23 protein-coding genes are annotated in these 24,209 nt (G+C 68.8%); 6 read left to right on the top strand and 17 right to left on the bottom strand.

The genetic code is table 11. The features are described 5' to 3' along the window. The first annotated feature begins 47 nt into the window (after positions 1–47). Positions 48–215, top strand: a complete 168-nt coding sequence (locus BST10_RS09490) for a DUF3073 domain-containing protein (RefSeq protein WP_013830475.1) — start codon at positions 48–50, stop codon at positions 213–215. Positions 216–238: 23 nt separating this feature from the next. On the opposite strand, the gene purM is transcribed toward BST10_RS09490, so the two are convergent. The 8 genes from purM to BST10_RS09450 all read right to left on the bottom strand — a co-directional run bounded on the left by purM (position 239) and on the right by BST10_RS09450 (position 7,778). Beyond that, positions 239–1,330, bottom strand: a complete 1,092-nt coding sequence (purM, locus tag BST10_RS09485; protein WP_013830476.1) for a phosphoribosylformylglycinamidine cyclo-ligase — start codon at positions 1,328–1,330, stop codon at positions 239–241. Between the two features lie 34 nt (positions 1,331–1,364). After that, on the bottom strand, positions 1,365–2,606 hold the full coding sequence (locus BST10_RS09480; RefSeq protein WP_083037565.1) for an acyl-CoA dehydrogenase family protein: 1,242 nt from the start codon (positions 2,604–2,606) through the stop codon (positions 1,365–1,367). Beyond that, positions 2,603–3,751: an acyl-CoA dehydrogenase family protein gene (locus BST10_RS09475; RefSeq protein ID WP_083037564.1), complete on the bottom strand. Its 1,149-nt coding sequence runs from the start codon at positions 3,749–3,751 to the stop codon at positions 2,603–2,605. Before BST10_RS09475 ends, BST10_RS09480 begins: the two co-directional genes overlap by 4 nt. An 88-nt stretch (positions 3,752–3,839) precedes the next feature. Beyond that, positions 3,840–4,685 carry a TauD/TfdA dioxygenase family protein gene (locus tag BST10_RS09470; RefSeq protein WP_083037563.1) on the bottom strand — a complete coding sequence of 282 codons (846 nt, stop codon included), beginning with the start codon at positions 4,683–4,685 and terminating at the stop codon, positions 3,840–3,842. A gap of 34 nt (positions 4,686–4,719) precedes the next feature. Beyond that, positions 4,720–5,055, bottom strand: coding sequence for a hypothetical protein (locus tag BST10_RS09465; RefSeq protein ID WP_083037562.1), 336 nt, complete (start codon positions 5,053–5,055; stop codon positions 4,720–4,722). Continuing rightward, the gene (locus tag BST10_RS09460; RefSeq protein ID WP_083037561.1) at positions 5,052–6,266 is read right to left on the bottom strand and encodes an aromatic ring-hydroxylating dioxygenase subunit alpha; all 1,215 of its coding nucleotides are present in this window, start codon (positions 6,264–6,266) and stop codon (positions 5,052–5,054) included. Before BST10_RS09460 ends, BST10_RS09465 begins: the two co-directional genes overlap by 4 nt. A gap of 36 nt (positions 6,267–6,302) precedes the next feature. Further along, entirely contained in the window at positions 6,303–7,061 is a 759-nt protein-coding gene (locus BST10_RS09455; protein WP_083037560.1) for an SDR family NAD(P)-dependent oxidoreductase, read from the bottom strand. A gap of 114 nt (positions 7,062–7,175) precedes the next feature. Then, entirely contained in the window at positions 7,176–7,778 is a 603-nt protein-coding gene (locus tag BST10_RS09450; protein WP_041320201.1) for a TetR/AcrR family transcriptional regulator, read from the bottom strand. 101 nt (positions 7,779–7,879) lie between these two features. On the opposite strand from BST10_RS09450, the gene BST10_RS09445 reads away from it, so the two are divergent. The 3 genes from BST10_RS09445 to BST10_RS09435 are packed head-to-tail and all read left to right on the top strand — an operon-like array spanning position 7,880 to position 11,537. Beyond that, positions 7,880–9,034 carry a spirocyclase AveC family protein gene (locus BST10_RS09445; protein WP_083037559.1) on the top strand — a complete coding sequence of 385 codons (1,155 nt, stop codon included), beginning with the start codon at positions 7,880–7,882 and terminating at the stop codon, positions 9,032–9,034. Positions 9,035–9,039: 5 nt separating this feature from the next. Beyond that, positions 9,040–9,858 (top strand): CbbQ/NirQ/NorQ/GpvN family protein, encoded by an 819-nt coding sequence (locus tag BST10_RS09440; protein WP_083037644.1) that lies wholly within the window; start codon positions 9,040–9,042, stop codon positions 9,856–9,858. After that, a complete protein-coding gene (locus tag BST10_RS09435) occupies positions 9,855–11,537 on the top strand; it encodes a nitric oxide reductase activation protein NorD (protein WP_083037558.1) in 1,683 nt (560 codons plus the stop codon). Before BST10_RS09440 ends, BST10_RS09435 begins: the two co-directional genes overlap by 4 nt. Here the strand turns inward: BST10_RS09435 and BST10_RS09430 are convergent. The 9 genes from BST10_RS09430 to BST10_RS09390 form a co-directional block, all read right to left on the bottom strand. Then, entirely contained in the window at positions 11,534–11,989 is a 456-nt protein-coding gene (locus BST10_RS09430; RefSeq protein WP_083037557.1) for a MarR family winged helix-turn-helix transcriptional regulator, read from the bottom strand. The two genes, BST10_RS09435 and BST10_RS09430, sit on opposite strands and share 4 nt — an antisense overlap. Before the next feature lie 16 nt (positions 11,990–12,005). Continuing rightward, a complete protein-coding gene (locus tag BST10_RS09425; protein WP_083037556.1) occupies positions 12,006–13,259 on the bottom strand; it encodes a metal-dependent hydrolase family protein in 1,254 nt (417 codons plus the stop codon). Next, positions 13,256–13,585: a hypothetical protein gene (locus BST10_RS09420; RefSeq protein WP_083037555.1), complete on the bottom strand. Its 330-nt coding sequence runs from the start codon at positions 13,583–13,585 to the stop codon at positions 13,256–13,258. The genes BST10_RS09425 and BST10_RS09420 overlap by 4 nt, the downstream gene beginning before the upstream one ends. Positions 13,586–13,591: 6 nt before the next feature. After that, entirely contained in the window at positions 13,592–14,854 is a 1,263-nt protein-coding gene (locus BST10_RS09415) for an aromatic ring-hydroxylating oxygenase subunit alpha (protein WP_083037643.1), read from the bottom strand. A gap of 138 nt (positions 14,855–14,992) precedes the next feature. Next, entirely contained in the window at positions 14,993–16,510 is a 1,518-nt protein-coding gene (gene purF, locus BST10_RS09410) for an amidophosphoribosyltransferase (protein WP_083037554.1), read from the bottom strand. Between the two features lie 52 nt (positions 16,511–16,562). Next, a complete protein-coding gene (locus BST10_RS09405) occupies positions 16,563–16,952 on the bottom strand; it encodes a sterol carrier family protein (protein ID WP_083037553.1) in 390 nt (129 codons plus the stop codon). Positions 16,953–16,993: 41 nt separating this feature from the next. Beyond that, positions 16,994–18,724 (bottom strand): alpha/beta hydrolase, encoded by a 1,731-nt coding sequence (locus BST10_RS09400; protein ID WP_083037552.1) that lies wholly within the window; start codon positions 18,722–18,724, stop codon positions 16,994–16,996. A 10-nt stretch (positions 18,725–18,734) separates the two neighbouring features. Beyond that, positions 18,735–21,038 carry a phosphoribosylformylglycinamidine synthase subunit PurL gene (gene purL / locus BST10_RS09395; RefSeq protein ID WP_083037642.1) on the bottom strand — a complete coding sequence of 768 codons (2,304 nt, stop codon included), beginning with the start codon at positions 21,036–21,038 and terminating at the stop codon, positions 18,735–18,737. A 21-nt stretch (positions 21,039–21,059) separates the two neighbouring features. Beyond that, complete coding sequence (locus tag BST10_RS09390) at positions 21,060–22,322, bottom strand: M18 family aminopeptidase (RefSeq protein WP_083037551.1); 1,263 nt, start codon at positions 22,320–22,322, stop codon at positions 21,060–21,062. A 52-nt stretch (positions 22,323–22,374) separates the two neighbouring features. On the opposite strand from BST10_RS09390, the gene BST10_RS09385 reads away from it, so the two are divergent. Then, positions 22,375–23,409, top strand: coding sequence for a Dyp-type peroxidase (locus tag BST10_RS09385; protein ID WP_109559463.1), 1,035 nt, complete (start codon positions 22,375–22,377; stop codon positions 23,407–23,409). Continuing rightward, on the top strand, positions 23,406–24,203 hold the full coding sequence (locus BST10_RS09380; protein ID WP_083037549.1) for a family 1 encapsulin nanocompartment shell protein: 798 nt from the start codon (positions 23,406–23,408) through the stop codon (positions 24,201–24,203). The genes BST10_RS09385 and BST10_RS09380 overlap by 4 nt, the downstream gene beginning before the upstream one ends. Positions 24,204–24,209: the final 6 nt, after the last annotated feature.

The following is a 24,209-nucleotide window of genomic DNA, read 5'->3' as shown; positions in this document are numbered from 1 at the left end:
CGCCTGCTTGTTGGGGCCGCTCCGTTATTGCGCGAGGGGGTCCCCCCATGGGCCGCGGCCGGGCTAAGGCGAAGCAGACCAAGGTTGCTCGTGAGCTCAAATACAGCTCACCGACCACCGATTTCACCCAGCTACAACGTGAGCTGGCTGGGTCTGACAAATCCAACCACGACGGCGACGACTCGTGGAGCGGCGACGACGACTGGCGTCGCTGAGCACTGCGGCGTAGCGCCCGTCGTCAGAATCTCGGGTGCTGCCCGACGAGCTTGGCGCCGGCACCGGCCCTGGCGCTCTTGCCGGCCTTGGCCACTGTGCCGAGCGGCCAGCAGTCGACATGGCGAGCGGTCAGGATCGCAAGCGCCCGGTCGGTGTCTTCCGGTGCGACTATCGCGACCATGCCGACGCCCAGGTTGAACGTCTTCTCCATCTCGGCCCTGCTCACCCGGCCGCGCTGCGCGATCATGCCGAACACCGGCGCGGGCGTCCAGGTGCCCCGATCCACCTCGGCGATCAAGCCGTCCGGGATGACGCGGGCCAGGTTGCCGGCCAGCCCGCCACCGGTGACGTGACAGAAGGTCCGCACCTGCGTCTCGGCGGCCAGCGCCAGGCAGTCTTTGGCGTAGATGCGGGTCGGTTCCAGCAGTTCCTCGCCCAAGGTGCGGCCGAACTCCTCGACATGGCCGGCCAAGTTCATCCGGTCGATGTCGAGCAGCACCGCGCGGGCCAGCGAATAGCCGTTGGAGTGCAGTCCCGAGGAGCCCATCGCGATCAGCACGTCGCCGGGGCGAACCCGGTCCGGTCCCAGCACGTCGTCGGCCTCCACCACACCCACGCCGGTCGCGGAGATGTCGTAGTGATCCGGTTCCATCAGTCCGGGGTGTTCGGCGGTCTCGCCGCCCAGCAGCGCACAGCCGGCCTGCACGCAGCCTTCGGCGATACCGGACACGATCGCGCTGACGCGTTCGGGCACCGTGCGGCCGACAGCGATGTAGTCCTGCAGGAACAGTGGCTCGGCACCGCACACCACCAGGTCGTCGACCACCATCGCGACCAGGTCGATGCCGACGGTGTCGTGCTTGTCCATCGCCTGGGCGATCGCCAGCTTGGTCCCCACCCCGTCGGTGGAGGACGCCAGCAGCGGCTCGCGGTAATCGTTGCGCAGGGCGAACAGCCCGGCGAACCCGCCGAGCCCGCCCCGCACCTCCGGCCGGGTCGCCCTGGCGGCCAGCGGCTTGAACAGTTCGACGGCCCGGTCACCGGCCTCGATGTCCACACCGGCCGAAGCGTAGGTGACGCCCTGGGCGCTCGAATGTGCTGCGGGATCCGTCATCGCGGTAAGGCTACCGTGCTCGCGCGTGCCGCGGTCAGGCCCTGTTGTGTCGGACCTGGTTGAACGGGACGCCGCGGTCGGCGGCGTATTCACGGGGCAGGCCGAGGACCCGCTCGGCGATGACATTGCGGGCCATCTCGTTGCTGCCGCCGCCGAGCGCCACCGTCTGGCGGGACAGGTACCGCTTTCCGACCTTGAGCAACTGCGCGTCGTCGACGACGCCGAGCGGGCCGGCGACCTCGGTGGCGGTGTCGACCTCCAGGAAGGTGACGTCGGAATGGAACAGCCGGATGAGCGAGCCCGCGGCGGGCGGCAGCGCCCCGGTGCGCATGGCACGCCCGACATGGTCGACGAGACAGTCGCGGACCATCCGGCGGGCAAGCACCCGGCCGATCTTGTCCTGGGTCAACGGGTCGTCGGCGGTCCCGGCTTCGGCGGCAAGGGTGAGGAAGTCACCGGCGGCCATCTCGGTGCGTTCGGCGCCGCGGCCGCTGGCGAACTCCGAGCCCTGCCCGACCGCGCGCCGCTCATGGAACAACAGTCGGGAGGCGACGTCCCAGCCCTTGTTGACCTCACCGACCACCGCGTCGTCGCCGAGGCGCAGTCCGTCGAAGAACTCCTCGCAGAACTCGTTGGATCCGTCGACCTGTTCGATGCGCCGCAGTGTGACGCCGGGCGCGTCGATCGGCATCAGGAACATGGTCAGGCCGTCGTGCTTGGGCACCGTCACGTCGGTGCGGGCCAGCAGCAGCCCGTAATCGGCGGCAAAGGCACTGGTGCTCCAGGTCTTGGCCCCGCTGATCACCCAGCCGTCGCCGTCGCGGTCGGCGCGGGTGATCAGCCCCGCCAGATCCGACCCGCCACTGGGCTCCGAGAGCAGTTGGACGAGCACCTCGTCACCGCGTAGCGCGGCGCCGATGTGCTCGCGCTTCTGCTCCTCGCTGCCGGTGTCGAGCAGCGTCGCGCAGCAGATGGTGAAGGTCGGGACGTTGAGGATCAACGGCATCTCGTAGCCGTCGGATTCCACGTCGAAGGCCTTCTGGTAGCCGATGTCCAGTCCGAGGCCGCCGTATTCGCGCGGGAAACAGATCCCGGCGAAGCCACCCTCGTAGAGGCGTCGCTGGAGTTCGCGGGCACGCTGCCAGGCGCCCTCGTCGTCACGACCGTTGCGCGGCGGCTGCTGGGGGTCCAGCCGCGGCATGTTGTCGGCCAGCCAGGCACGCGCCCGGGCGGCGAACTCCGCCACGCTGAGCTCGGTTGCGGCGGTCTGGCTCATGCGGCGGGCTCCGTCGAGTTCGCGGCGGTGAAGATCGCCTGGTGATGCTCGCCCGGGGTGCCGAGCAGATTGCGGTACAACGTGATCCTCCGCAGATAGACGTGCAGGTCGTGCTCCCAGGTGACGCCGATACCGCCGTGCAGCTGGATGCACTCCTGGACCAGCAGGCCGGCGTGCTCCCCCAGATAGGATTTGGCGGCGCTGGCCCACATCCCGGCGTCCGGGGTGCGCGCGGCGATCTTGTCGACGGCGCCGGCGGTGATGGCGCGTGCCGCGTGCAGCCACATGGTCATGTCGGCAAGCCGGTGTTTGAGCGCCTGGTAGGACGCCAGCGGCCGGCCGAAACTGTAGCGGTCGCGACACCACTCGATGGTCAGCGCCAGCACGGCGTCCAGGATCCCGACGGATTCGGCGCACGCCAGCGCGATGCCGACCTGGGTCTGCCGGTCGATGAGGGCCGCGGTTTGCGCGGCCGTGCCGACGACCACCTCGGCCTCGACGTCGTCGAACTCGATGCGGGCGTACTGCTTCACCAGGTCGATACAGGTCTGCGGGCGCACCGTGACGCCCGGGGCGTCGGAGCGGATCAGGAACTGCTGCAGCGCGCCGTCGTCGGTGCGGGCGCCGACGAGAATCAGGTCTGCCTGCGCGCCGGCCTCGACCCGGTCCTTGACGCCGTTGAGCCGGTAACCGGTTCCGGCGGCCTTCGTGGTGGCCGTGGCGGTAGCGCTCGGCGCATGCGGGCGGAAGGCCCGACCCGGTTCATCCGCAGCCCAGGTGCCCACCTGTTCCCCGGCTACCAGCGCGGCGATGCTCTCGGCGTGGGCGTCGGCGTTGTCGGCGTCGATCAGACCGGCCAGCACGGTGCTCACCGGGTACAGCGGCCCCGGGCCCACCGTGCGCCCGCTCGCTTCGGCGATCGCCGCCAGGTCGTGCAGACCGCTTGCCGAGACGCTGCCGCCGCCGAGCTCCTCAGGCACCAGCAGGCCGGCCCAGCCGAGTTCAGCAGCCCGATTCCACCACGCCGGGTCATAGGAGCGGCCCTGGGCGTGCAGCTCGCGTTGCGCGCTGATCGCCGCGGTCTTGTCGAGAAACGCCCGCGCGGTCGCGACGAACAGCTCACTCTCGGTGGACAACTCGGTCATGTGGTCTCCTCCTGGACGCTAAAGGCCTTGACCGCCACGCCAAGTAGACCGTATCGCCGACCGTTCTGACACACCGGCTCCCGCCGGGTCACCGGATGGGCTCGTCGCCGAGCACCGTGGTGCGCAGCATCTCCCGCGGGGAGTCCGGATCGTACGGGGCGGCGCGGTGCAGCACGCCGCGGTTGTCCCAGATGACGGTGTCGCCGACCGACCAGTTGTGGCGGTAGACCTTGTCGGGGACGGTGGCGCGCTCGAGCAGTTCGGTCAGCAGCGCGCGCCCCTCGTCGAGATCCATGCCGACGATGTAGTCGGCGGAGGCGCCCAGCACCAATGACTTTCGACCGGTGTTGTGTGTCCACACCAGCGGATGGGTGTGGGTGGGCCGGGCCCGCCACCTCGCGAGCTCTTCCGGTGTCGGGTCGGGGGTGACCCGGCGCTGAGAGGCTTCCAGCGAGTGCACCACCTGCAGGGCGCCGAAGCGGTGCTGCTCCTCGTCGGTGAGCAGGTCGTAGGCGCCATAGGAACTGGCGAACTCGGTCTCGCCACCCCGCTCGGCGACCTGCACCGCGGAGAGCACGGTCGCCTTCTGCGGGCACTCGTCGCCCATCGGCGTGCAACCGTCGATGTGCCAGTCGAACGTGGCGCGCAGGTAGCTCGCGGCGGAATTCTTCGCGCTGTTCAGCGTGATCGGGTAGATCCCGGCCACCTCGTGGTGGCCGTCCGAGGAGAAGTCCACGCTGCCCAGCCGCCCGCAGAACGCCACCTGGTCGGTGGGCTCAAGATGCAGATCCCGAAACACCAGGACCCCGTTGCCCTCCAGCGCCTCGAGCACCGCGGCGCTGAGGTGATCGTCGTCGACCAGTCGTTCCGGCTGGACACCGATGACCTCGGCGCCCACCGAGGAGGTGAGTTTGTTGATGGTGAGCAGACTCATCGGCTGCGTCCTTTCGGGCAGGGCACTCCGGCGGTCACGGAACGGGCCAGCGGGTGCGGATCATGACCGCGTCGGCGGCGTCGACGGGGGCGGGCTGGTGCATGACCTCGACCGCCATGGCCACCATGACCAGGGAATAGATCAGGTGCAGCAGGTTGAGCGCGTCCTCGGGAAGCTCGTCGAGGGCGAACTTGTCGCAGTAGTCGATCGCCTCCTCCAACCGCGGGAAGAACGCGTCGTAGAACACCCGCAGCTCCGGGATGGTGCTGGCCAGCCGCTGACTGAATCGTTCGGTTTCGGTTGGCAAGCACCAGGTTTCGGCGAACCTCTCCAGCTCGGCGAAGGCGCTCGGCAGCTTCTTGGCGGTCACCGGGGCCCTCCCGCGCCGACGTGGTCGCGCCGGTAGTCGTCCACCCAGTCGTTGACCACCTGGTGCAGGTGCCGGACCAGGATCTCCTGATCGTTGAGCGGGAAGTCGTCGACGATGCCGTACTCCAGCGCGGCTTGGGTGCCGCCGAGCATGCCGGCGTCCTGAAGTGCGAACTCCTTGAGCACCACCGAGGCAACCTCGTGTTCGATGCGTTCACGCACGGTGCGGGCCGGGTGAAAGTAGGTGTGGGCCTCGAACCGGTGGGTGTTGTGCGACGTGGGCCAGTACCGGTAGAGCAGGTACCAGCCGCCGTAGATGAGGATCTCGGTGTTGGGGAAGATCTGGAAGTTGCTGATCCCCCATGGTTCGATGCCGCCCGGGTTCACCCCGGCCGGTATCTCACCGATATCGGGGGTCTCCCAAGGACCGACCAGTCCGCTGCGGGTGGCGCGCTCGATCGGGTACATGTACTCCGGCGGCAGCAACCAGCGGCGCCGCCCGGCGGTGGACACCAACCGGTGCGGCCCGTCGACTTGGAAGTGACCGCAGGTGAAGCCGGCATCGGGCACTCGCACCGCGGCGGGAACCTGCTGCGAGTGCAGCGCCGGCACGTGGTAGTACTCCTGGAACGCGTCGGCGAAGATCTTCCAGTTGCTGTTGTTGTGCGCCACCCAGTCGTAGCGTTCGGTCAGTTTCTCGAACGGGTAGTCGTCGAGACCGGTGATCATCGGCCCGAGGAATTCGCGCAGACCCTGCCGCGGTTCGGCGGCGAAGTTGATGAAGACGAAGCCGTTCCAGATGTCGCAGTGGACTGCGATCAGGTCCGGCTTGGCACCGTCGAATCCGTGGCTGCCGCGGCAGCGCTTGCAGGTGAACTCCTGGCATTGCCCGGCGGTCTCGCGGTCCGGGAAGTCGTCCCAGACCAGCTTCGTGGCGCACCGCGGGCAGACGTTGTGGAATGCGCGAACCCCGCCGTCGGTGCGCACCAGGATGACCGATGCCCGGGCCGCTTCGATCTCCTTGGTGACGTAACTGCCGTGGTCGGGCGCCTCCTCGACGCGGCCGACGTTGAGCCAGGCTCGTTTGAACACCGCCTCGCGCTCGACCTCGTAGAACTCGGGCGAGGTGGAGTCGGCGAACGAGACCGGGCCGGTGCCGAGCCCATAGTGCTCGGTCCACGAACCCACTGCGGGCCTACCGGATCGTTGCATCTGAACCTCCCTGATTACCCGGCGAAATACGCTGTGTCACATCACTGATCCGCCGTTGACGCCCAGCACCTGACCGGTGATGAAGCCGGCCTCCTCCGAGCACAGGAACCCGACAGCCGCGGCGATGTCGGCGCCGGTGCCCAGCCGGCCCAGCGGGATGTTGGCGGCGATCTGCTCGTTGGGCGGCAGGTGTCCGGCCGCCTGCGACTGGTGTTGCATGGGCGTCTCGATTCCCGAGGGCGGGATGTTGTTGACCGTGATGCCGCGGCCGGCGTACTCGCGGGCCAGCGACTTGGTCAGGGTGATGACCCCGCCCTTGGACGCCGCGTAGTGGGCCGCGAACGGTGTGCCGCGCTGGGCACTGGACGACGAGATCATCACGATGCGCCCCCAGCCGGCCTCGACCATGTCCGGTAGCGCGGCCTGGCAGCAGTGGAAGGTGCCGGTGAGGTTGACGTCGATGATTCGCGCCCACTCCTGCGGCGTGATGTCGGCGAAGGCGGAGTAGCCGAACACGCCCGCGCTGGTGACCAGTGCGGCGACCGGCCCCAGCTGGCTGCGCACCTTGGCCAGGCCGTCGTCGACGGCGACCCGATCGGTGACGTCGACCCCGACTCCCAGCGCAGTGACCCCCAGGCCGCGAAGGTCGTCGGTAACCCGCTGCGCAGCTTGGTCATCGACATCGAGAACGGCGACGCGATAGCCGCGGCGGCCCAGTTCGTGACAGGTGGCCTCGCCCATGCCGGAGGCTCCGCCGGTGACCACGGCGACCCGCGGCGACACCTCTGTGGTCATTGCATCCCCTTCGGCGCCGATCGGCGAATCACAACTGCGCACTGCATCGTGACGGATATTATCAAGTACTTGTCATTAATCTCAAGTGCCGGGCGCTGCACCGCTGACAACCGGTCAGGGCAGCTTGATCATGGAGACGTACATCGCCACGACCGGCCGATACAGATCGACGTCGTCGAGCCGGCTGGCCAGCACGGCCGAATCACTGGTGGCGACGAGAACCTGGGCCAGCGTCAATGCGGGGATCAGCAGCGTTCCGCCCAGCCGTTCGACACCGGCGACGATGAACTGCGCCAGCTGCTCGACGACCTCGGCCCGCTTGGCGGCGACCCGCTCCCGGGCGTCGGGGTTGCGCAGCAGATACAGCGCGAACTCGTGCCCGAGCGCGGCGTGCTCTGCGCCGCGGTCTTGACTCAGCTGCCGCCACCGCTCGGCGATGTCGTCGAGTTCCCGCGCCCCGATCTGACTCGCGCTCGCCATCACCTCGGCGAAGTTCTCGAAATAGCGCCGCCAGTACCGGTCGCTGACGGCCAGGAAGAGCTCCTCCTTGGCGCCGAAGTGCTTGTAGATGGCGCCCTTGGTGTAGCCGGCGGCCTGGGCGATGTCATCGAGAGTCGCGGTGGTGAAGCCCTTTTCGGCGAACACTTCTTCGGCGGCGTCCAGTAGCAGCGAACGCGTGTGAGCCAGCCGCCGCTCCCGGGTCCACCGCTCCACCATGCCCGAGATCATCCCACAGAATCTGCGATACCTATTGGCAACTCAGATACCGATGAGTATATTTCGGCACACACTGCGTCATCCGGGAAGGGGACCGCAACATGGGTAGCGGCGTGCCGAGCCAGCAGAACGTGTCAGTTGCCGCGCGGCCGGAGTCCGCCGGCAGTCGAGGCGGCGGGGCCATCCGGATCTGGGCGGCCGCCGGCGGCGCGCTGCTGGCGCTGCAGCTGTATGTGTGGGCGCGTTGGATCACCGGCCCGTACTTCGAACGCGTCCCGGTCGGACCGAACGATCCGCCGATGTACATGAAGGTTCCGCTGATGGCCAACGCCATCGTGCTGTGGGTCGGCCTGCCGTTCGCCATCTGGTGGTTCTTCATCCGCCCCTGGCGTCGCGAGCGGCGAATCACGTTGGACGGCATGCTCTTTTTATCGATCGGCCTGATGTTCTTCCAAGACCCGCTGCTCAACTACTTCAACACCTGGTGCACCTACAACACCTGGCTGTTCAACCGGGGCGCCTGGACGTCGCACATCCCCGGGTGGGCGTCACCGGAGGAACCCGGCCGCCAGGTCGCCGAGCCGCTGTTGACGAACCTTCCGGGCTACGCCTACGGGGTGCTGCTGATCACCATCGTCGGATGCGCCGTGATGCGAAAGATCAAGGCGCGCTGGCCCGGCATCAGCAATCTTCGCCTGATCGCCGTGACCTATGCGATCTCGTTCGTCTTCGACTTCGTCATGGAGGGCCTGGTCCTGCTGCCGATCGGCCTGTACACCTACCCCGGCGCCATCCGGTCGGTGTCGATCAATGCCGACACCTACTACCAATGGCCCGTCTACGAGGGACTCATGTGGGGAGCGGTGCAGGCGGCGCTGTGCTGCCTGCGTTACTTCACCGACGATCGCGGCCGCACCGTCGTCGAGCGCGGACTGGATGGCGTCCGCGGCGGATTCGCGCGGCAGCAGTTCACCCGGTTCCTGGCGATCTTCGCCGGGGTGAGCGCGTGCTTCTTCGCCTTCTACATGGGCCCGGCGCAATGGATCGCCCTGCATGCCGATCCGTGGCCGCAAGACCACCAGAAGCGCTCCTACTTCACCGGCGGCATCTGCGGCGACGGGACCGACAAGCCGTGTCCGCATCCGGCCCTGCCGATGCCGTCCAACCGGTCCGGCTACATCAATGTCGACGGCCAACTGGTGATGCCCGACGGGGTTTCGGTGCCCCCGATCGTGCCCTTCGAGCCCGGGAAGTAACAGTGCTGAACAACAGCTCCGCCACATCGGCCGAAAGCCGTACCGGGGCGCCCTTTTACCGGGCGGTCGGCGATGAGATCGAAGTCTTTCGGGCGGCGGCGCGTCGCGGGCTGCCGGTGCTGTTGAAGGGGCCCACGGGATGCGGGAAGACGCGTTTCGTGGAGGCCATGGCCGAGCAGTCGGGTCGCGAGCTGATCACCGTCGCCGGACACGAGGACATGACGTCGGCGGACCTGGTGGGCCGATTCCTGCTCAAGGGCTCGGAAACGGTCTGGGTCGACGGTCCGCTGACCCGTGCGGTACGCGAAGGCGCCATCTTCTATCTGGACGAGGTGGTGGAGGCGCGCCAGGACACCACCGTCGTCATCCATCCGCTCGCCGATCACCGCCGTGCCCTGCCGGTGGATCGACTCGGCACGACGGTGCCGGCGGCACCGGGGTTTCAGCTGGTGATCTCCTATAACCCCGGGTACCAGAGCGTGCTGAAGAATCTCAAGGAGTCGACCCGGCAACGGTTCGTCGCCATCGAGCTCGGCTTCCCGCCGGCGCAGGCCGAGATCGACATCGTCTCGCACGAAACCGGGGTCGATCCGCAGACGGCGCAGGCTCTGGTGGCACTCGGCAACGCCATCCGGAACCTGGACGGCTCACCGCTGCGCGAGGGCGCCTCCACCAGGATGCTGATCCTGGCCGGCGGCCTGGTCGCCGAAGGCCTCGGCCTGCGCAGCGCAGTCCAGGCCGCCATCGTCCAAGTCCTCTCCGACGACACCGACGTCATCCGCGCGCTCGGTGAACTCGCCGACGCCGTACTTCCCCCGATGTGAGCGCGCCGGGCCCGGCCACGCCCGACCGGTTCACGTTCATCGCCGGCTACCTCGCGGGCCGGTCGGTCGAGGTTGCGCAGGCGCCCGCGGGCGAGGCCGCACACACCAACGGGCATGCCATCTTCGTGTCGGCGGGCGCATCGGCGGCGACGCAGCGCCGCGAGATCCTGGTCCAGGGCGCGCTGCTGGGCGCCGGGAGCCTGGAACCGCGGCTGGTCAAGGCGCTGCGGGCACGCCCCTCGGTGGCCCGGCGCTATCTAGCGCTCGAAGGCGACCGGGTACTGAGCGACGTCGCCACCCGGCTGCCGCTGGCGGCGGCACTGCGCTCCGGGTCGCCGCCGCGTACCGCGACGGCCGACGAATCGCTGCGGCTGGCCAGAACGCGGGTCAACATCGCAGACCCACCGGAGTGGTTCGGTGTCATCAAACCCGCCCGGCTGTTGCAGTCGGCCGGCACCGCCAGCGCGAAAGCCGCCGACGCCGACCTGCGCTTCGAGCTCGTTGCCACCGACGCACCGGCAGACGATGACGATGACGAGACGGACGCCGGCCAGAGCAGGATCCTCAAGTTGTTCGACAACCCGGTCTTCAATTCGCCAGCCCTCTCCGAGTTTCTGCGAAAACTGCTCGGCGGCTCGCGGTCCGGCGACAGCAACTCCGGCGGTGAGCTGTCGGCCCGCACCCTGCGCCGGACGCGGTCGGCCGGACCGAACGCCCGCCCGCTGCCCAGCCGGATCCGATTCACCGACGAGAAGCCGGCGGCAACGGCGGGTATCGGCGGAGCCTGGTATCCCGAGTGGGATGTCTTCAGCAACACCTACCGGCCCAACTGGTGCCGCGTCGTCGATTTCCCGCTCACCGCCGCCGCACCCCCCTCCGGCGCCGGTGTGATCCACGATGATGTGCTTCGCCGGCGGCTGTCGCGGGTCGGCTTGGGGCCCAAGGTGTTACGGGGAAAGCCCGACGGGGACGAGCTGGACCTCGAGGCGCTCGTCGATGTGTTCGTGGACTTGCGCTCCGGCCATTCGCCACCGGAACACGTCTACACCGAACGGCGCAAGCTTGCCCGCAATCTCGGCGTCCTGATCTTGCTGGATGCGTCCGGATCGTCGACGGACACCGACCCGGCAGGCCTCGCGGTGCATGACCATCAGCGCCGAGCGGCCGCCACGCTGGCCGTCACGCTCGAGGAGCTCGGCGATCGGGTGGCCGTCTATGCGTTCCGGTCGCAGGGCAGGCACTGTGTTGAGCTGCCGGCGATCAAGACCTTCGGGCAACGTTTCGGTGCGGTCGGGCGGGCCCGGCTCAACCAGCTCCAGCCGTCGGGCTACACCCGGCTCGGCGCCGGGATCCGCGGCGCCGCGCAGATCCTCAAGGCCGAGGCGGGCACCCCCAATCGGCTGTTGCTCGTCTTGTCGGACGGCTTTCCCTACGACGTCGGCTACGAAGGCCGTTACGCCGAGGCCGACGTCGGCAAGGCCATCGAGGAACTCCGCGCAGACGGCCTCGGCTGCCTGTGTCTGACCATCGGCGCCACCGGCGAGACCGACCGGCCGGTCTTCGGCGCCGCCGGCCATGCCAGCGCCACGACGCTGGCCGCGTTGAGCCCGCGGATGGACGAGTTGTTCTCGGCGGCGCTGGCCGAACTCGCCGCGCCGAAACCCGGGCCCCGACGCTAGTGAGGCTCGACGTGGTCGTCGAACAGGGTATGCCCGGTGCCCTGCTCGACGACGCGGGTCAGCAGCGCCCGCAGCGTCTCCTGTTCCTGCGCGGTCAATACGCCGAACACCTTCTCGTGCGCGGCGATCGCGTCGGCGACCACCGCCGAGGCCACCGAACGCCCCTCATCGGTGAGATAGGCCCGCAGGATTCGGCCGTGCCGCGGATCCTGCTTGCGCTCCACCAGACCGCGTCCCTCGAGCGCGCTCAGCGCCAGCTGTACGCCCTGCGGAGTGATCAGCAGCCGGCGCGCCAACTCCGCGCCGGACAGCCCCGGCTCGCCGGCCAGTTGGCGTAACAACCCGATCTGGGCGGTGCTCACCCCGTAATCGCTGATCGCCTCGTTCACGGTGGTCAGCGAGTAGTAGAAGGCCTGCTTGAGCAGCCACAGGGTATTGCGGTTGAGATCCATGTCCCCACTTCCCAGGTCAGCTGCGCTTGAAGACTCGGCCGTCCTTCATGACGAACCGCACGTCACCGGTGACTGCGATGTCGCGGGTCGGGTCGCCGGGCACCGCGATGATATCGGCGCAGTAGCCCGGCGCCACCCGGCCGAGTTCGTGCTCGGCGGCGATGAGTTCGGCGCTGGTGGTGGTGGCCGCCCGCAGCGCCTGTACCGGTGTCATGCCGCGCTGCACCAGCGCCGCCAGCTCCTTGGCGTTCTGGCCGTGCGGGATGGCCGGCGCGTCGGTGCCGCACGCTATCTTCACGCCAGCGGCGATAGCCTTGGGCAGCATGGCTTTTGCGCGCGGAAACACCTCGGCGGCCTTCTTGCGCAGCTCGGGGGCGATACGGTCGACGGCCATCGCGTCGGTGAGATAGGTGGTGGACACCAGGAAAGTGCCGTGATCGACCATCATTGCGATGGTCTCGTCGCTGGCCAGGAAGCCGTGCTCGATGCAATCGATGCCGGCCCGGATGCAGGCCTGGATGGCGACGTCACCGACGGCGTGGGCGGCCACGCGCACCCCGGCCCGGTGGGCCTCGTCGGCGATCGCGGCGAACTCGGCATCGGAGTACTGCTGGGCGCCCGGCGAGGTGCTGTGCGACATGACGCCGCCGGACGCCGAGACCTTGATCAGCTTGGCGCCGTGGCGAATCTGGTACCGCACGCAGGCGATCACGTCGGGTACCCCGTTGGCGATGCCCTCGGCGACCGACAGTGGCATGATTCCGGGCGCCAACCGCTGGAAGACCGTCGGATCCAGGTGCCCACCGTAGGGCGTGACGGCATGGCCGGCGGGATAGATGCGCGGGCCGACGTGCCAACCCTGGTCGATGGCGCGCTGAAGTGCGACGTCGAGCAGATAACCACCGGTCTTGACCATCAGGCCGAGGTTCCGCACCGTGGTGAATCCGGCTTCCAGCGTGGTCCGCGCGTTCACCGCCGCCCGCAGTGTGCGATAGACCGGGTCGTCCTGTACACCGTGCATGGGCGTGGGCAGCCCTTCGGGGCTGCCCGGACCGCCGATGAGCAGGTTGAGTTCCATGTCCATCAGGCCGGGCAGCAACGTCACGTCACCGAGGTCGATGTCCTCGGCGGAATCGGCTACCGGCGCTTCGGGATTGAGCGCCGCGATGCGCCCGTCCTCGATCACGATGACGGCCGGCGACCGCAGCACGCCGGCATCGATGTCGAGCCACCGGGCGGCCCGCAGCACAGTGGTCCCGGTCTCGCTCACGGGAACGGCTCGGCGACGCACTCGATGACGGCGGCCCCGGAGTCGGGAACCGTGGGCTGCTTCCAGGATTCGGCCGGGAACGCCACCGTGATCATGGAATACAGCAGATGCATCAGGTTGAGGACGTCCTCGGGCAGGTCGTCGAGGCTGAACTTGTCGCAGTAGGCCAGCGCGTCTTCGGCGCGCGCCGTGATGGCATCGTAGAACGCCTGCATGTCCGCCATGGAACTGGCCATCCGCTTGGCGTAGCGCTCCGGTTCAGAGGCCAGGCACCAGCCGTTGAAGGGTTCGAGGTCGGAGAACTCGGTCGGCAGCATCGCGGTCATGGCAACTCACACCTTCGCGTTCGCGTGCTCGTATTCGGCGATCCATCGGGCGGTTTCGTGGTGGAAGTGCCGGATCAGCACCTCCTGGTCGTTGAGCAGGAAGTGGTCCACCGCTCCGGTGCCGAGCATCGTGTGGGTGGCCTCCAGCGTGCTGGCGTCCTGCAACCCGTACTCCTTGAACGATACGGCCGCGAGTTCCTGGGCGACCCGCTCGCGGGGCGTGCGCGGCTGCGGGAAGTACAGCGTGCCCTCGAAGATGTGCGACTCGTGCGACGTCGGCCAGTAGTGGTAGGTCAGGTACCAGCCCTGGCCCCAGAACAGGATGGTGAAGTTGGGGAAGATCTGGAACGAGTCCAGGCCCCAGGGATCGCAGTTGGCCGGGTTGAGGCCGTCGGGAACCGGACCGATGTCCGGCGGGTCCCACGGGCCGAACAACCCGCTCTGACAGATGTCCTCGATCGGCTTGCGCATCTCGGCCGACATCTCCCAGGCCCGCACCCCCGAGGTGCTCACCAACCGGTGCGGCCCCTCGAGCCGGTAGTGCGGCGCTTCGAAACCGGCCTCCTCGGCCGCCACCCTGAACGCTACGGGTGTCTGGTTCCCGTGTAACACCGGAGCGTGGTAGAACTCCTGGAACGCGTCCAGGAACAGCTTCCAGTTCGAGTTGACTTCCGAACGGTACTGCCAACGCGATGTCATCTTCCCGAACGGGTAACCCGCCAAAGCCGTGACCATCGGGCCGAGGAATTCGCGTAGCGACTGCTCGGGCGCCGCGGCGAAGTTGACGAAGATGAAGCCCTCCCAGACTTCGCAGTGCACGCCGACCAGCCCGTAGCGGCTCTTGTCCAGGTCGAAGAACTCCTCTTCCTGCTGCACGTAGGTCAGGTTGCCGTCGAGGTCGTAGCGCCAGCCGTGGTACTTGCAGGTGAACTGGCGGCAGTTCCCGCTGGTCTCCTCCAATGGCATGGTGTCCCACACCAGCTTGTTGCCGCGGTGCCGGCAGACATTGTGGTAGGCCTTGACCTCGTCAGATGTCGTGCGCGCCACGATGATCGAGGTGTTGGCGACCTTGAGTTCCTTGGTGTAGTAGCTGCCCTTGCGTGGAAGTTGTTCCACCCGACCGACATTGAGCCAGGCGCGCTGGAAGATCGCCGCCCGCTCCTTCTCGTAGACCGCGGGGCTGATGGAATCGCGGTAGGACACCGGTTCGGTACCGAGTTCATAGTGCTGGGTCCAACTGCCCTCGGGCGGCTTGGGAAAACGCGCCACAACCACTCCTGTCCTGGCCTGATGACGTCAGGGACGAGCTTCGATGGCGCCGACGCTATCGAAGTGACCGATCTAGTGTCAAGTAGTTGATACTTGTGCCGGGGCTTCGGCCCGAAGGGCCGCGGATGCCGCGGGTGGTTAGGGCTTACTCAGCGCCGGGTCGATGTCACTCTCGGCCTGTAATGCGGTGGTGGCAAGCATCTGCTCGACGACGTTCTTGCCCAGCGCACTGTCACCGGGCAACTCGATCGGGTAGTTGCCGTCGAAGCAGGCGCTGCACAGTCGCGACTTGGGCTGCTCGGTGGCCGCGATCATGTCCTCCAGCCCGACGTAGCCCAGACTGTCCGCGCCGATGGTGCGCCGCACCGCCTCGAGCATCTCGGTCTCGTCCTCGACGACGTTGGCGATCAGCTCGGCCGGTGAGGCGAAGTCGATGCCGTAGAAGCACGGCCATTTCACCGGTGGGGACGCGATCCGTACGTGCACCTCGATGGCGCCCGCCTCGCGGAGCATCCGCACCAGTGCCCGCTGGGTGTTACCGCGCACGATCGAATCGTCGACGACGATGAGCCGCTTGCCGCGGATGATCTCGCGCAGCGGGTTGAGTTTGAGACGGATGCCGAGCTGGCGGATGGTCTGCGACGGCTGGATGAAGGTCCGCCCGACATAGGCGTTCTTGGTCAGGCCCTGCCCGTAGTCGATGCCGGACTCCTGGGCGTACCCGACCGCGGCCGGGGTGCCGGACTCGGGCACCCCGATGACCAGGTCGGCGTCGACCGGATGTTCGCGGGCCAGCCGGCGGCCGATCTCCACCCGGGTGGCGTGCACCGACCGGCCGCCGATGGTGCTGTCGGGTCGGGCGAGGTAGACGTACTCGAACACGCAGCCCTTGGGGGTGGGGTTCGCGAATCGGGACGAGCGCACCCCGTCGGCGTCGATCGCCAGCAGCTCACCGGGTTCGATGTCCCGAACGAACGAGGCGCCGACGATGTCCAGCGCCGCGGTCTCCGACGCCACCACCCAGCCGCGGTCGAGCCGCCCCAACGACAGCGGGCGCACACCCCACGGGTCGCGGGCCGCGTAGAGGGTGTTCTCGTCCATGAATGTCAGGCAGAAGGCGCCGCGCGCGGTCGGAAGCAGTTCCAGCGCCGCCTGCTCCAAGCTGGTGTCTGCGGCGCCGTGCGCCAGCAGCGCTCCCAGGATGTCGGAGTCGGTGGTGGCCACGCCGGGACGACGGGTGTCGATCAGCCCCAGCCGGCGGGCGCGGCCGGCCAACTCGGTGGTGTTGACCAGGTTGCCGTTGTGGCCCAGCGCCACCCCGGTGCCCGCCGCGGTGTTGCGGAACACCGGCTGCGCGTTCTCCCAGGTGGTGTCACCGGTGGTGGAGTAGCGGCAGTGGCCGATCGCCACGTGGCCGGGCATCGCCGCCAGCGTCTGCTCCTCGAACACCTGGCTGACCAGGCCGAGGTCCTTGAACACCAGCACCTGCGACCCGTCGCCGACGGCGATACCGGCGGCCTCTTGACCGCGGTGCTGCAACGCATACAAGCCGTAGTATGTGAGCTTGGCTACGTCTTCGCCGGGAGCCCAAACGCCGAATACGCCGCACTCCTCGCGGGGGGAGTTCTCAAGGTCTACGGGCTGCTGGTCCGGCACGTTTTAGCTGCTCCAGGGGGACGGGCCTCAAGTGACGGTCTTCAGTCTACGGTCAACATGCGTCAAGTTTCACCAACGGCAGCCATCCGGCGATCTCGGCGGCCCGCGAGCCGGACAATCGCAGCTTCGCGGCGGCGGTCGCCTCGGCGGTGCTGAGCAGGCCGGCGGCCAGCAACAGCCAGCTGCGGGGGTCGGTCTCGACGACGTTGGGCGGGGTGCCTCGGGTGTGTCGCGGCCCGGCGATGCACTGCACCGCGACAAAGGGCGGCACCCGCAACTCGACGCTGGCGCCCGGGGCCGCCTCGGCCAGGCTGCGGGCGGTCAGCCGGACCGCGGCGGCCAGCTCGGTCCGGTCCGGGGCGGGCAGGGTCTCGTCGCGCAGCCACGCGGCGACCGCCAGCACGGCGGCGCGCGTCTGCGCCGGATCGGCGGGGGCGGGCATGTGCCTCAGGGTATTCGGGTGCCGCGGGGCTCGTCGCAGCCCTACGACACCGGGCCGTCGCTACCACGCGCCTCGCGCAACGCGGCGCGCACCCGCTCGGTGTCGGCCGGTGTCCAACCCTGCTGCGGCAACACCGCCATCCAGCCGTCCAGGATGGTGTCGGAGTAGTTGTGGCCGTGCCCGGCCGGCATCGCTTCGCCGTGCGCCAGGTCGGCACTGACCTGCCAGAACGTCACCACCGGGTACCAGCGCATCGACGCGGTGCGGTCCGGGCCGGGAGGCTCGGTGAGCCAATCCGGCCGGGCGAACAGCAGATCCGGCGACCACCACACCACCGGGTCGGAGGCGTGCTGCAAGAACAGCACCCGCGGGCCGTCCCACGGCGGCGTGGCGATCCGGGCGATCTCGGCTGGATACGTGGCCTGCGAGAACCGCACGGTGCGGCCGTTGTCGTAGCGCGGCAGCGTCGCGGTGCTGCCCGGGTCGCGTCGCACCATCAGCGCATGCCACAGCGGGCTGGCCTGCGGGGGTCCCACCCACAGCACCGCGTCGAAACCCATCTCGGCGATGTCGGGCAGCCAGTCGAACGCGGCCTGACCGGCCATCGCTCCCAGGCTTTCGCCGTAGAGCACCAGCTTGGGCCGATGGTCGGCCGGCAGGCGTTGCCAGCGCTGCGCGATGGTATGCACCAGCAACCGGCCGGAGTCCATCGATTTGCGCTGGTCGGCCAGGAAGGAGATCCAGCTCGGCAGGTAGGAGTACTGGACGGCGACGATCGCGGTGTCACCGTTGTAGAGCAGCTCCAGCGAGTCCGCGGCAGCCGGATTGACCCAGCCGGTGCCGGTGGTCGGTATCACCACCAGCACCCGGCGGTCGAAGGCCCGGGTGCGTTCCAGTTCGTCGACCAGCAGTTCCATCCGGTCCTGGTCGTCGTCGGCGCTGTGCAGGCCGGCATAGACACGGATGGGCTCGCGGGCGGGCCGCCCGTTGATCCGGCTCAGCTCCCCCGCGTGTGCACCGCCGGAAACGAAGCTGCGGCCCTGGCTGCCCAGGGTCTCCCAGGGCGCCAGCGACGCCGGGCTGCCGGACCGCTCCGGCTGCTGCGGCTGGATCGCCCAGGGTTTGGTGGCGCTGTTCTCGGGCTGGAACACCGCGCTGGCACCGGCGAAGAAGCCGCGGATGAGCACCCCGTTGATCAGGCTGACCAGCAGCACGACGACGATCGCGGTGCCGATGAAAAGCGCGACCTCGCTGTGCAGATGCCATCGCCGGATCAGCGCCCGCGCCAGCAGGCGGCTGGCGTCGATCAGCGTGCGCACCGTCGACACCAGGGCGGCGGCGACACCGCTCGCAACGGCCAGCGTGCGCAGGTAGCCCAGCGTTGCCGGGCCCTCGATGCCCAGCAGTTCGGAAACCTGCCGCTGCCAGCCGGCGGCCGGGATCAGCATGAGCACGCACGCGGTCGGCGCCGCCACCACGACGGCCGCCTTCAGCACGAGCAGCACCCGTTTCGACGGCGGCCACCACCGGGCGCCGCGCAGCACGAACCGGTCGACCGCCGCGCCGATCACCACTCCCAGGCCGTATCCGAAAGCGGCGTTGATGCCACCGATCAGCCCTTGGAACAGCCAATCGCGCGGTAGCAGCGACGGGGTCAGCGACAGACAGAAGAACAGCGCGCCGAACGCCACGCCGACGAACTTCAGCCGCAACAGCCCCCACGCCCACACGAAAAGTGGATGCCTGCCCGGGGGTGCGGCCGTGGTCCCCATGCCGGTACGGCTATCCGAAGATCCCCGGCAGCACCGCCTCCGACGTGCTGCGCAGTTCGGCCAGCGACACGCTGAACTGGCCTTGGACCTCGACCTGCTGCGAGGCCTGGTCCACCACACCGACGCGGGTCACCGGCAGACCGCGTGCCTCGCACATCGACCGGAACCGACTCTCCTCGGTGCGCGGCACCGCGACCAGCACCCGCCCCGCCGACTCGGAGAACAAGAAAACAAACGGGTCGGCAGCCTCGGGGCCCTCGGGAATGAGGATGCGACAACCGGTTTCGCCGGCGATCGCCGATTCGACCACGGCCTGGATCAACCCGCCTTCACTCAGGTCGTGGGCGGCGGAGACCAAGCCGTCGCGCGATGCCGCGCGCAGCACGTCGGCGAGCAACTTCTCCCGCTGCAAGTCGACCTTCGGCGGCAGGCCACCCAGGTGGTCGCCGGTCACCTGCGCCCAGATCGATCCGTCGAACTCGTCGCGGGTGTCACCGAGCAACAGCAACGTCTCGCCCGGCTCGACGCCGAACGCGGTCGGCAGCCGGCGGTTCACATCGTCGATGACGCCGAGCACCCCGACCACCGGGGTGGGGTGGATCGGTGTCGCGCCGGTCTGGTTGTAGAAGCTCACGTTGCCGCCGGTGACCGGAATCCCCAGTGCCGCACAGCCGTCCGCCAGACCGCGCACCGCCTCGGCGAACTGCCACATCACGCCGGGGTCTTCCGGGGACCCGAAGTTGAGGCAGTTGGTGACGGCGACCGGCGTGGCGCCGGTGACCGCCACGTTGCGGTAGGCCTCCGCCAGCGCCAGTTGGGCGCCGGCGTAGGGGTCCAGCTTGGTGTAGCGGCCCGAGGCGTCGGTGGAGATGGTGATTCCGCGTCCGGATGCCTCGTCGATGCGCAACATGCCGCCGTCGGCGTGCTCGGCCAGCACGGTGTTGCCGCGCACGTAGCGGTCGTACTGCTCGGTGATGAAGGCGCGGCTGCACAGGTGTGGACTGCCCAGCAGCGCAAGCAGAGTCGCGCGGAGCTGCTCGCCGGAGGCCGGTCGCGGAAGTTTGTCGGAGCGGTCGGCGTTCAGCACGTCCTGGGTGTCGGGGCGCTGCACCGGGCGGTGGTAGACCGGTCCCTCGTGGGCAACCGTGCGGGGCGGCACGTCGACGACGGTCTGCCCGTGCCAGGTGATCTGCAGCCGGTCGCCGTCGGTGACCTCACCGATCACCGTGGCCAGCACCTCCCACTTGGCGCAGACCGCCATGAAGGCGTCGACGTTCTCCGGGGCCACCACGGCGCACATCCGCTCCTGCGATTCGCTGGAGAGCACCTCGGCGGGGGTCATGTTCGCCGCCCGCAGCGGAACCTTCTCCAGTTCGACCGCCATGCCACCGTCACCGGCCGATGCCAGCTCGGAAGTGGCGCAAGCCAATCCGGCGCCGCCGAGGTCTTGGATGCCGACCACCAGGCCGGCGGCGTAGAGCTCCAGGCAGCACTCGATGAGCACCTTCTCGGTGAACGGGTCCCCGACCTGAACCGACGGGAGTTTCTTTCTGCCGCTGCCGGTTTCGTCGCCACCGAAAGTGTCCGATGCCAGCACCGACACGCCGCCGATGCCGTCCAGCCCGGTGCGCGCCCCAAACAGGATGATCTTGTTGCCGGTGCCCGATGCGAACGCCAGGTGCAGATCTTCCTTCTTGAGCACCCCGACGCAGAGCGCGTTGACCAGGGGGTTGCCGGCGTAGCAGGGGTCGAAGACGGTCTCGCCGCCGATGTTGGGCAGGCCCAGCGAGTTGCCGTAGCCGCCGATGCCGCGCACCACCCCGTCGAGCACCCGGCGGGTGTCGGGGGCGTCGGCGGCGCCGAACCGCAACTGGTCCATCACCGCCACCGGGCGCGCGCCCATCGCCATGATGTCGCGCACGATGCCGCCCACCCCGGTGGCCGCGCCCTGATAGGGCTCCACGTAGGACGGGTGGTTGTGCGACTCGACCTTGAACGTGACCGCCCAGCCGTCGCCGATGTCGACCACACCGGCGTTCTCACCGATCCCGGCCAGCATGGCTTTGCGCATCTCATCGCTGGTGGTCTCGCCGAAGTAGCGCAGGTGCACCTTGGAGGACTTGTAGGAGCAGTGTTCGCTCCACATCACCGAGTACATGGCCAGCTCGGCGTCCGTGGGCCGGCGGCCCAGGATGTCGCGGATGCGCTGGTACTCGTCGTCTTTGAGGCCCAGCTCGGCGAACGGTTGCGGATGGTCGGGGGTAGCGGCGGCGTGTTCGACGGTATCTATGGCAGGCCCGGGCGTCACGGCCACAGTGTAGGGCACCGATTTCACTCAGTCCGGCGCCAGGAACGCCGCCAGCGCTGCCGCGTAGGCCGCGACGTCGCGCGCGCCCATGAGCTCGCGTGCCGAATGCATGGCCAGTTGCGGTGCGCCCACGTCCACGGTGGGGATACCGGTGCGCGCCGCACTCATCGGGCCGATGGTCGACCCGCACGGCAGGTCGGCGCGATGCTCGTAGCGCTGCAGCGCGACCCCCGCTTGGTCGCAGGCCTGCGCGAACGTCGCTGCGGTGCGGCCGTCGGTGGCGTACCGCAGGTTGGGTTGCACCTTGAGCACCGGTCCGGCGTTCACCGCGATCTGATGGCCCGGCTCGTGCCGGTCGGGGTAGTTGGGGTGGGTGGCGTGGGCCATGTCCGCCGACGCCAGCGTCGAGCCGGCCAGCCGGCGCAGCAGGTCCTCCCGGTCGCCGCCGGCGGCCAGGGTGATGCGCTCCAGGACGGTGAGCAGCAGATCCGACTGGGCGCCGTGATCCGAGGTCGAACCGACCTCCTCATGGTCGAACAGCACCAACACCGGCAGGTAGCGACTACGCGTGGTGGTGGCCGTGGCGACCAGCGCGGCCAGCGCCGCGTAGCAGCTGGCCTGGTTGTCCAGCCGCGGCGCGCTGACGAAGTCGCGGCCCAGCCCGGTCACCGCCGACGGCGCCAGGTCGTGGGTCATCAGGTCGAAGCCCAGCACGTCGCGGGGTTCCACACCGGCGCGTCCCGCCACATAGCCGAGGAAGTCCGGAGACCGCCCATCGCCCCAAACCGCGTTGACGTGGCGCTGCGGATCCAGCTTGACCGCTGCACGGTCGTCGGCCAGGTGGATGGCCAGCTGCGGCACCCGCAGGATCGGCTCGTCGATGCGGACCAGGTGGTGGGTTCCGTCTCGCAGCGAGAGCCGCCCGCTGACGCCCAGGTCGCGGTCCAGCCAGGAGTTCAGCCAGGCGCCGCCGTAGGGCGCCAGCGCCACCAGCTGCCAACCGGCGACCTCGCGGGCGGGATGCTGCTTGACCCGCAGGTTGGGGCTGTCGGTGTGGGCGCCGACGATCCGGAACGGGGCGGCCGGGTCGGTGGCGCCGGCGGCGTCCCAGGCCATCAGCGAGCCGGCCCGGACGGTGAAGTAGCGCCCGGGGGCCCCGGGCCACCGATCGGCCTCGGCGAGCTCGGTGTAGCCGGCTGCCCGCAGCCGTTCGGCGACGGTCAGACAGGTGTGAAAGGGCGATGGAGAGGCGTCGATGAACTCGCATAACCCGGTCGCGGTGGCCGCCATGGGCTCAAGTCTTTCGCATCCGGACCCGGGCGGGGACGTTAGGGTCGATACCGTGCCGTCCCTTCAGCCAGTCACCACCCCGTTGACCTGTGCGGCCATTTTCCTGGTCGCCACCATCGAAGAGGGCGGTGAGGCCGCGGTACACGAGGCGTTGCCGGACCTGGCGGGATTCGCGCGGGCGATCGGCTTCCGCGACCCGACCAAGCGGCTGGCGCTGGTGACTTCGATCGGCTCGGACGCCTGGGACCGGTTGTTCACCGGGGCCCGCCCGGCCGAGCTGCATCCGTTCGTCGAGTTGACCGGTCCCCGGCACACCGCGCCGGGGACCCCGGGCGATCTGCTGTTCCACATCAAGGGCGAGACGATGGACGTCTGCTTCGAGCTGGCGGGACGCATCGTCAAGGCGATCGGCGACGGGATCACGGTGGTCGACGAGGTGCACGGCTTCCGGTTCTTCGATAATCGCGACCTGCTCGGGTTCGTCGACGGCACCGAGAACCCGGTCGACGAGGAGGCGCTCGAGGCCACCGCGGTGGGCGACGAGGATCCCGACTTCGCCGGCGGATCCTATGTGCACATCCAGAAGTACCTGCACGACATGGCCGCCTGGGAGGCGCTGCCGGTCACCGAGCAGGAGCGGGTGATCGGCCGCACCAAGGCGGACGACATCGAGTTCGACGACGACGTGAAGCCGGCGAACTCGCATATCGCGCTGAACGTGATCACCGACGAGGACGGCAACGAACTGGACATCGTGCGGCACAACATGCCGTTCGGCTCGGTGGGCTCCGGCGAGTCCGGTACCTACTACATCGCCTATGCGCGCAGCCCGGAGATCACCGAGCAGATGCTGCGCAACATGTTCCTGGGCGACCCGCCGGGCAACACCGACCGCATCCTGGATTTCTCCACCGCGATCACCGGTGGACTGTTCTTCACCCCCACCGCCGACTTCCTCGACGATCCGCCGCCGCTCCCGGGCGTGGCGGTCCCGGCCCCCACTGAGTCCGCCACGCCCGTCGAGACCGCCGGACCCGGCGTTGACGGCTCACTGAATATTGGCAGCCTGAAAGGATTCTCGCAATGAACAACCTGTATCGCGACCTGGCCCCGGTCACCGAAGCGGCCTGGGCCGACATCGAGCAGGAGGCCGCCCGGACCTTCAAGCGGCACATCGCCGGGCGCCGGGTCGTCGATGTGAGCGAGCCGGCCGGACCGACGGCGGCCGCGGTGGGCACCGGCCGGCTGACCGGGATCGCTGACCCGGCCGACGGTGTGGTCGCGCACCTGCGCGACAGCAAACCGCTGGTGCGCCTACGGGTTCCGTTCACACTGTCGCGTGCCGAGATCGACGATGTCGAGCGGGGCTCGCAGGACCCCGACTGGGACCCGGTGAAAGCGGCGGCCAAGAAGCTGGCGTTCGCCGAGGACCGGATCGTCTTCGGCGGCTACCCGGCCGCCTCGGTGGAGGGCATCCGCAGCGCGAGCTCGAACCCGGAGCTGACCCTGCCGGAGGACCCGCGCGACATCCCGGACGTGATCACCCAGGCACTGTCGGCGCTACGGCTGGCCGGGGTGGACGGCCCGTACTCGGTGCTGTTGTCGGCGGACGCCTACACCAAGGTCGCCGAGACCTCCGATCACGGCTACCCGATCCTGGAGCACCTGCGCCGGCTGGTCACCGGCGACATCATCTGGGCACCGGCGATCGACGGCGCGTTCGTGCTGACCACCCGGGGCGGCGACTTCGATCTGCGCCTGGGTACCGACGTGTCGATCGGTTACCTGTCGCACGACGCCGAGAACGTGCAGCTGTACCTGCAGGAAACGCTGACATTCTTGTGCTACACCGCCGAGGCCGCGGTCGCGCTGACCTGCTAGCACGTT

This window comes from Mycolicibacter algericus DSM 45454, assembly GCF_002086455.1.
Classification (GTDB): domain Bacteria; phylum Actinomycetota; class Actinomycetes; order Mycobacteriales; family Mycobacteriaceae; genus Mycobacterium; species Mycobacterium algericum.
Note: the sequence above shows the minus strand (reverse complement) of the source record. Positions and strands in the feature narration are given on the sequence as shown.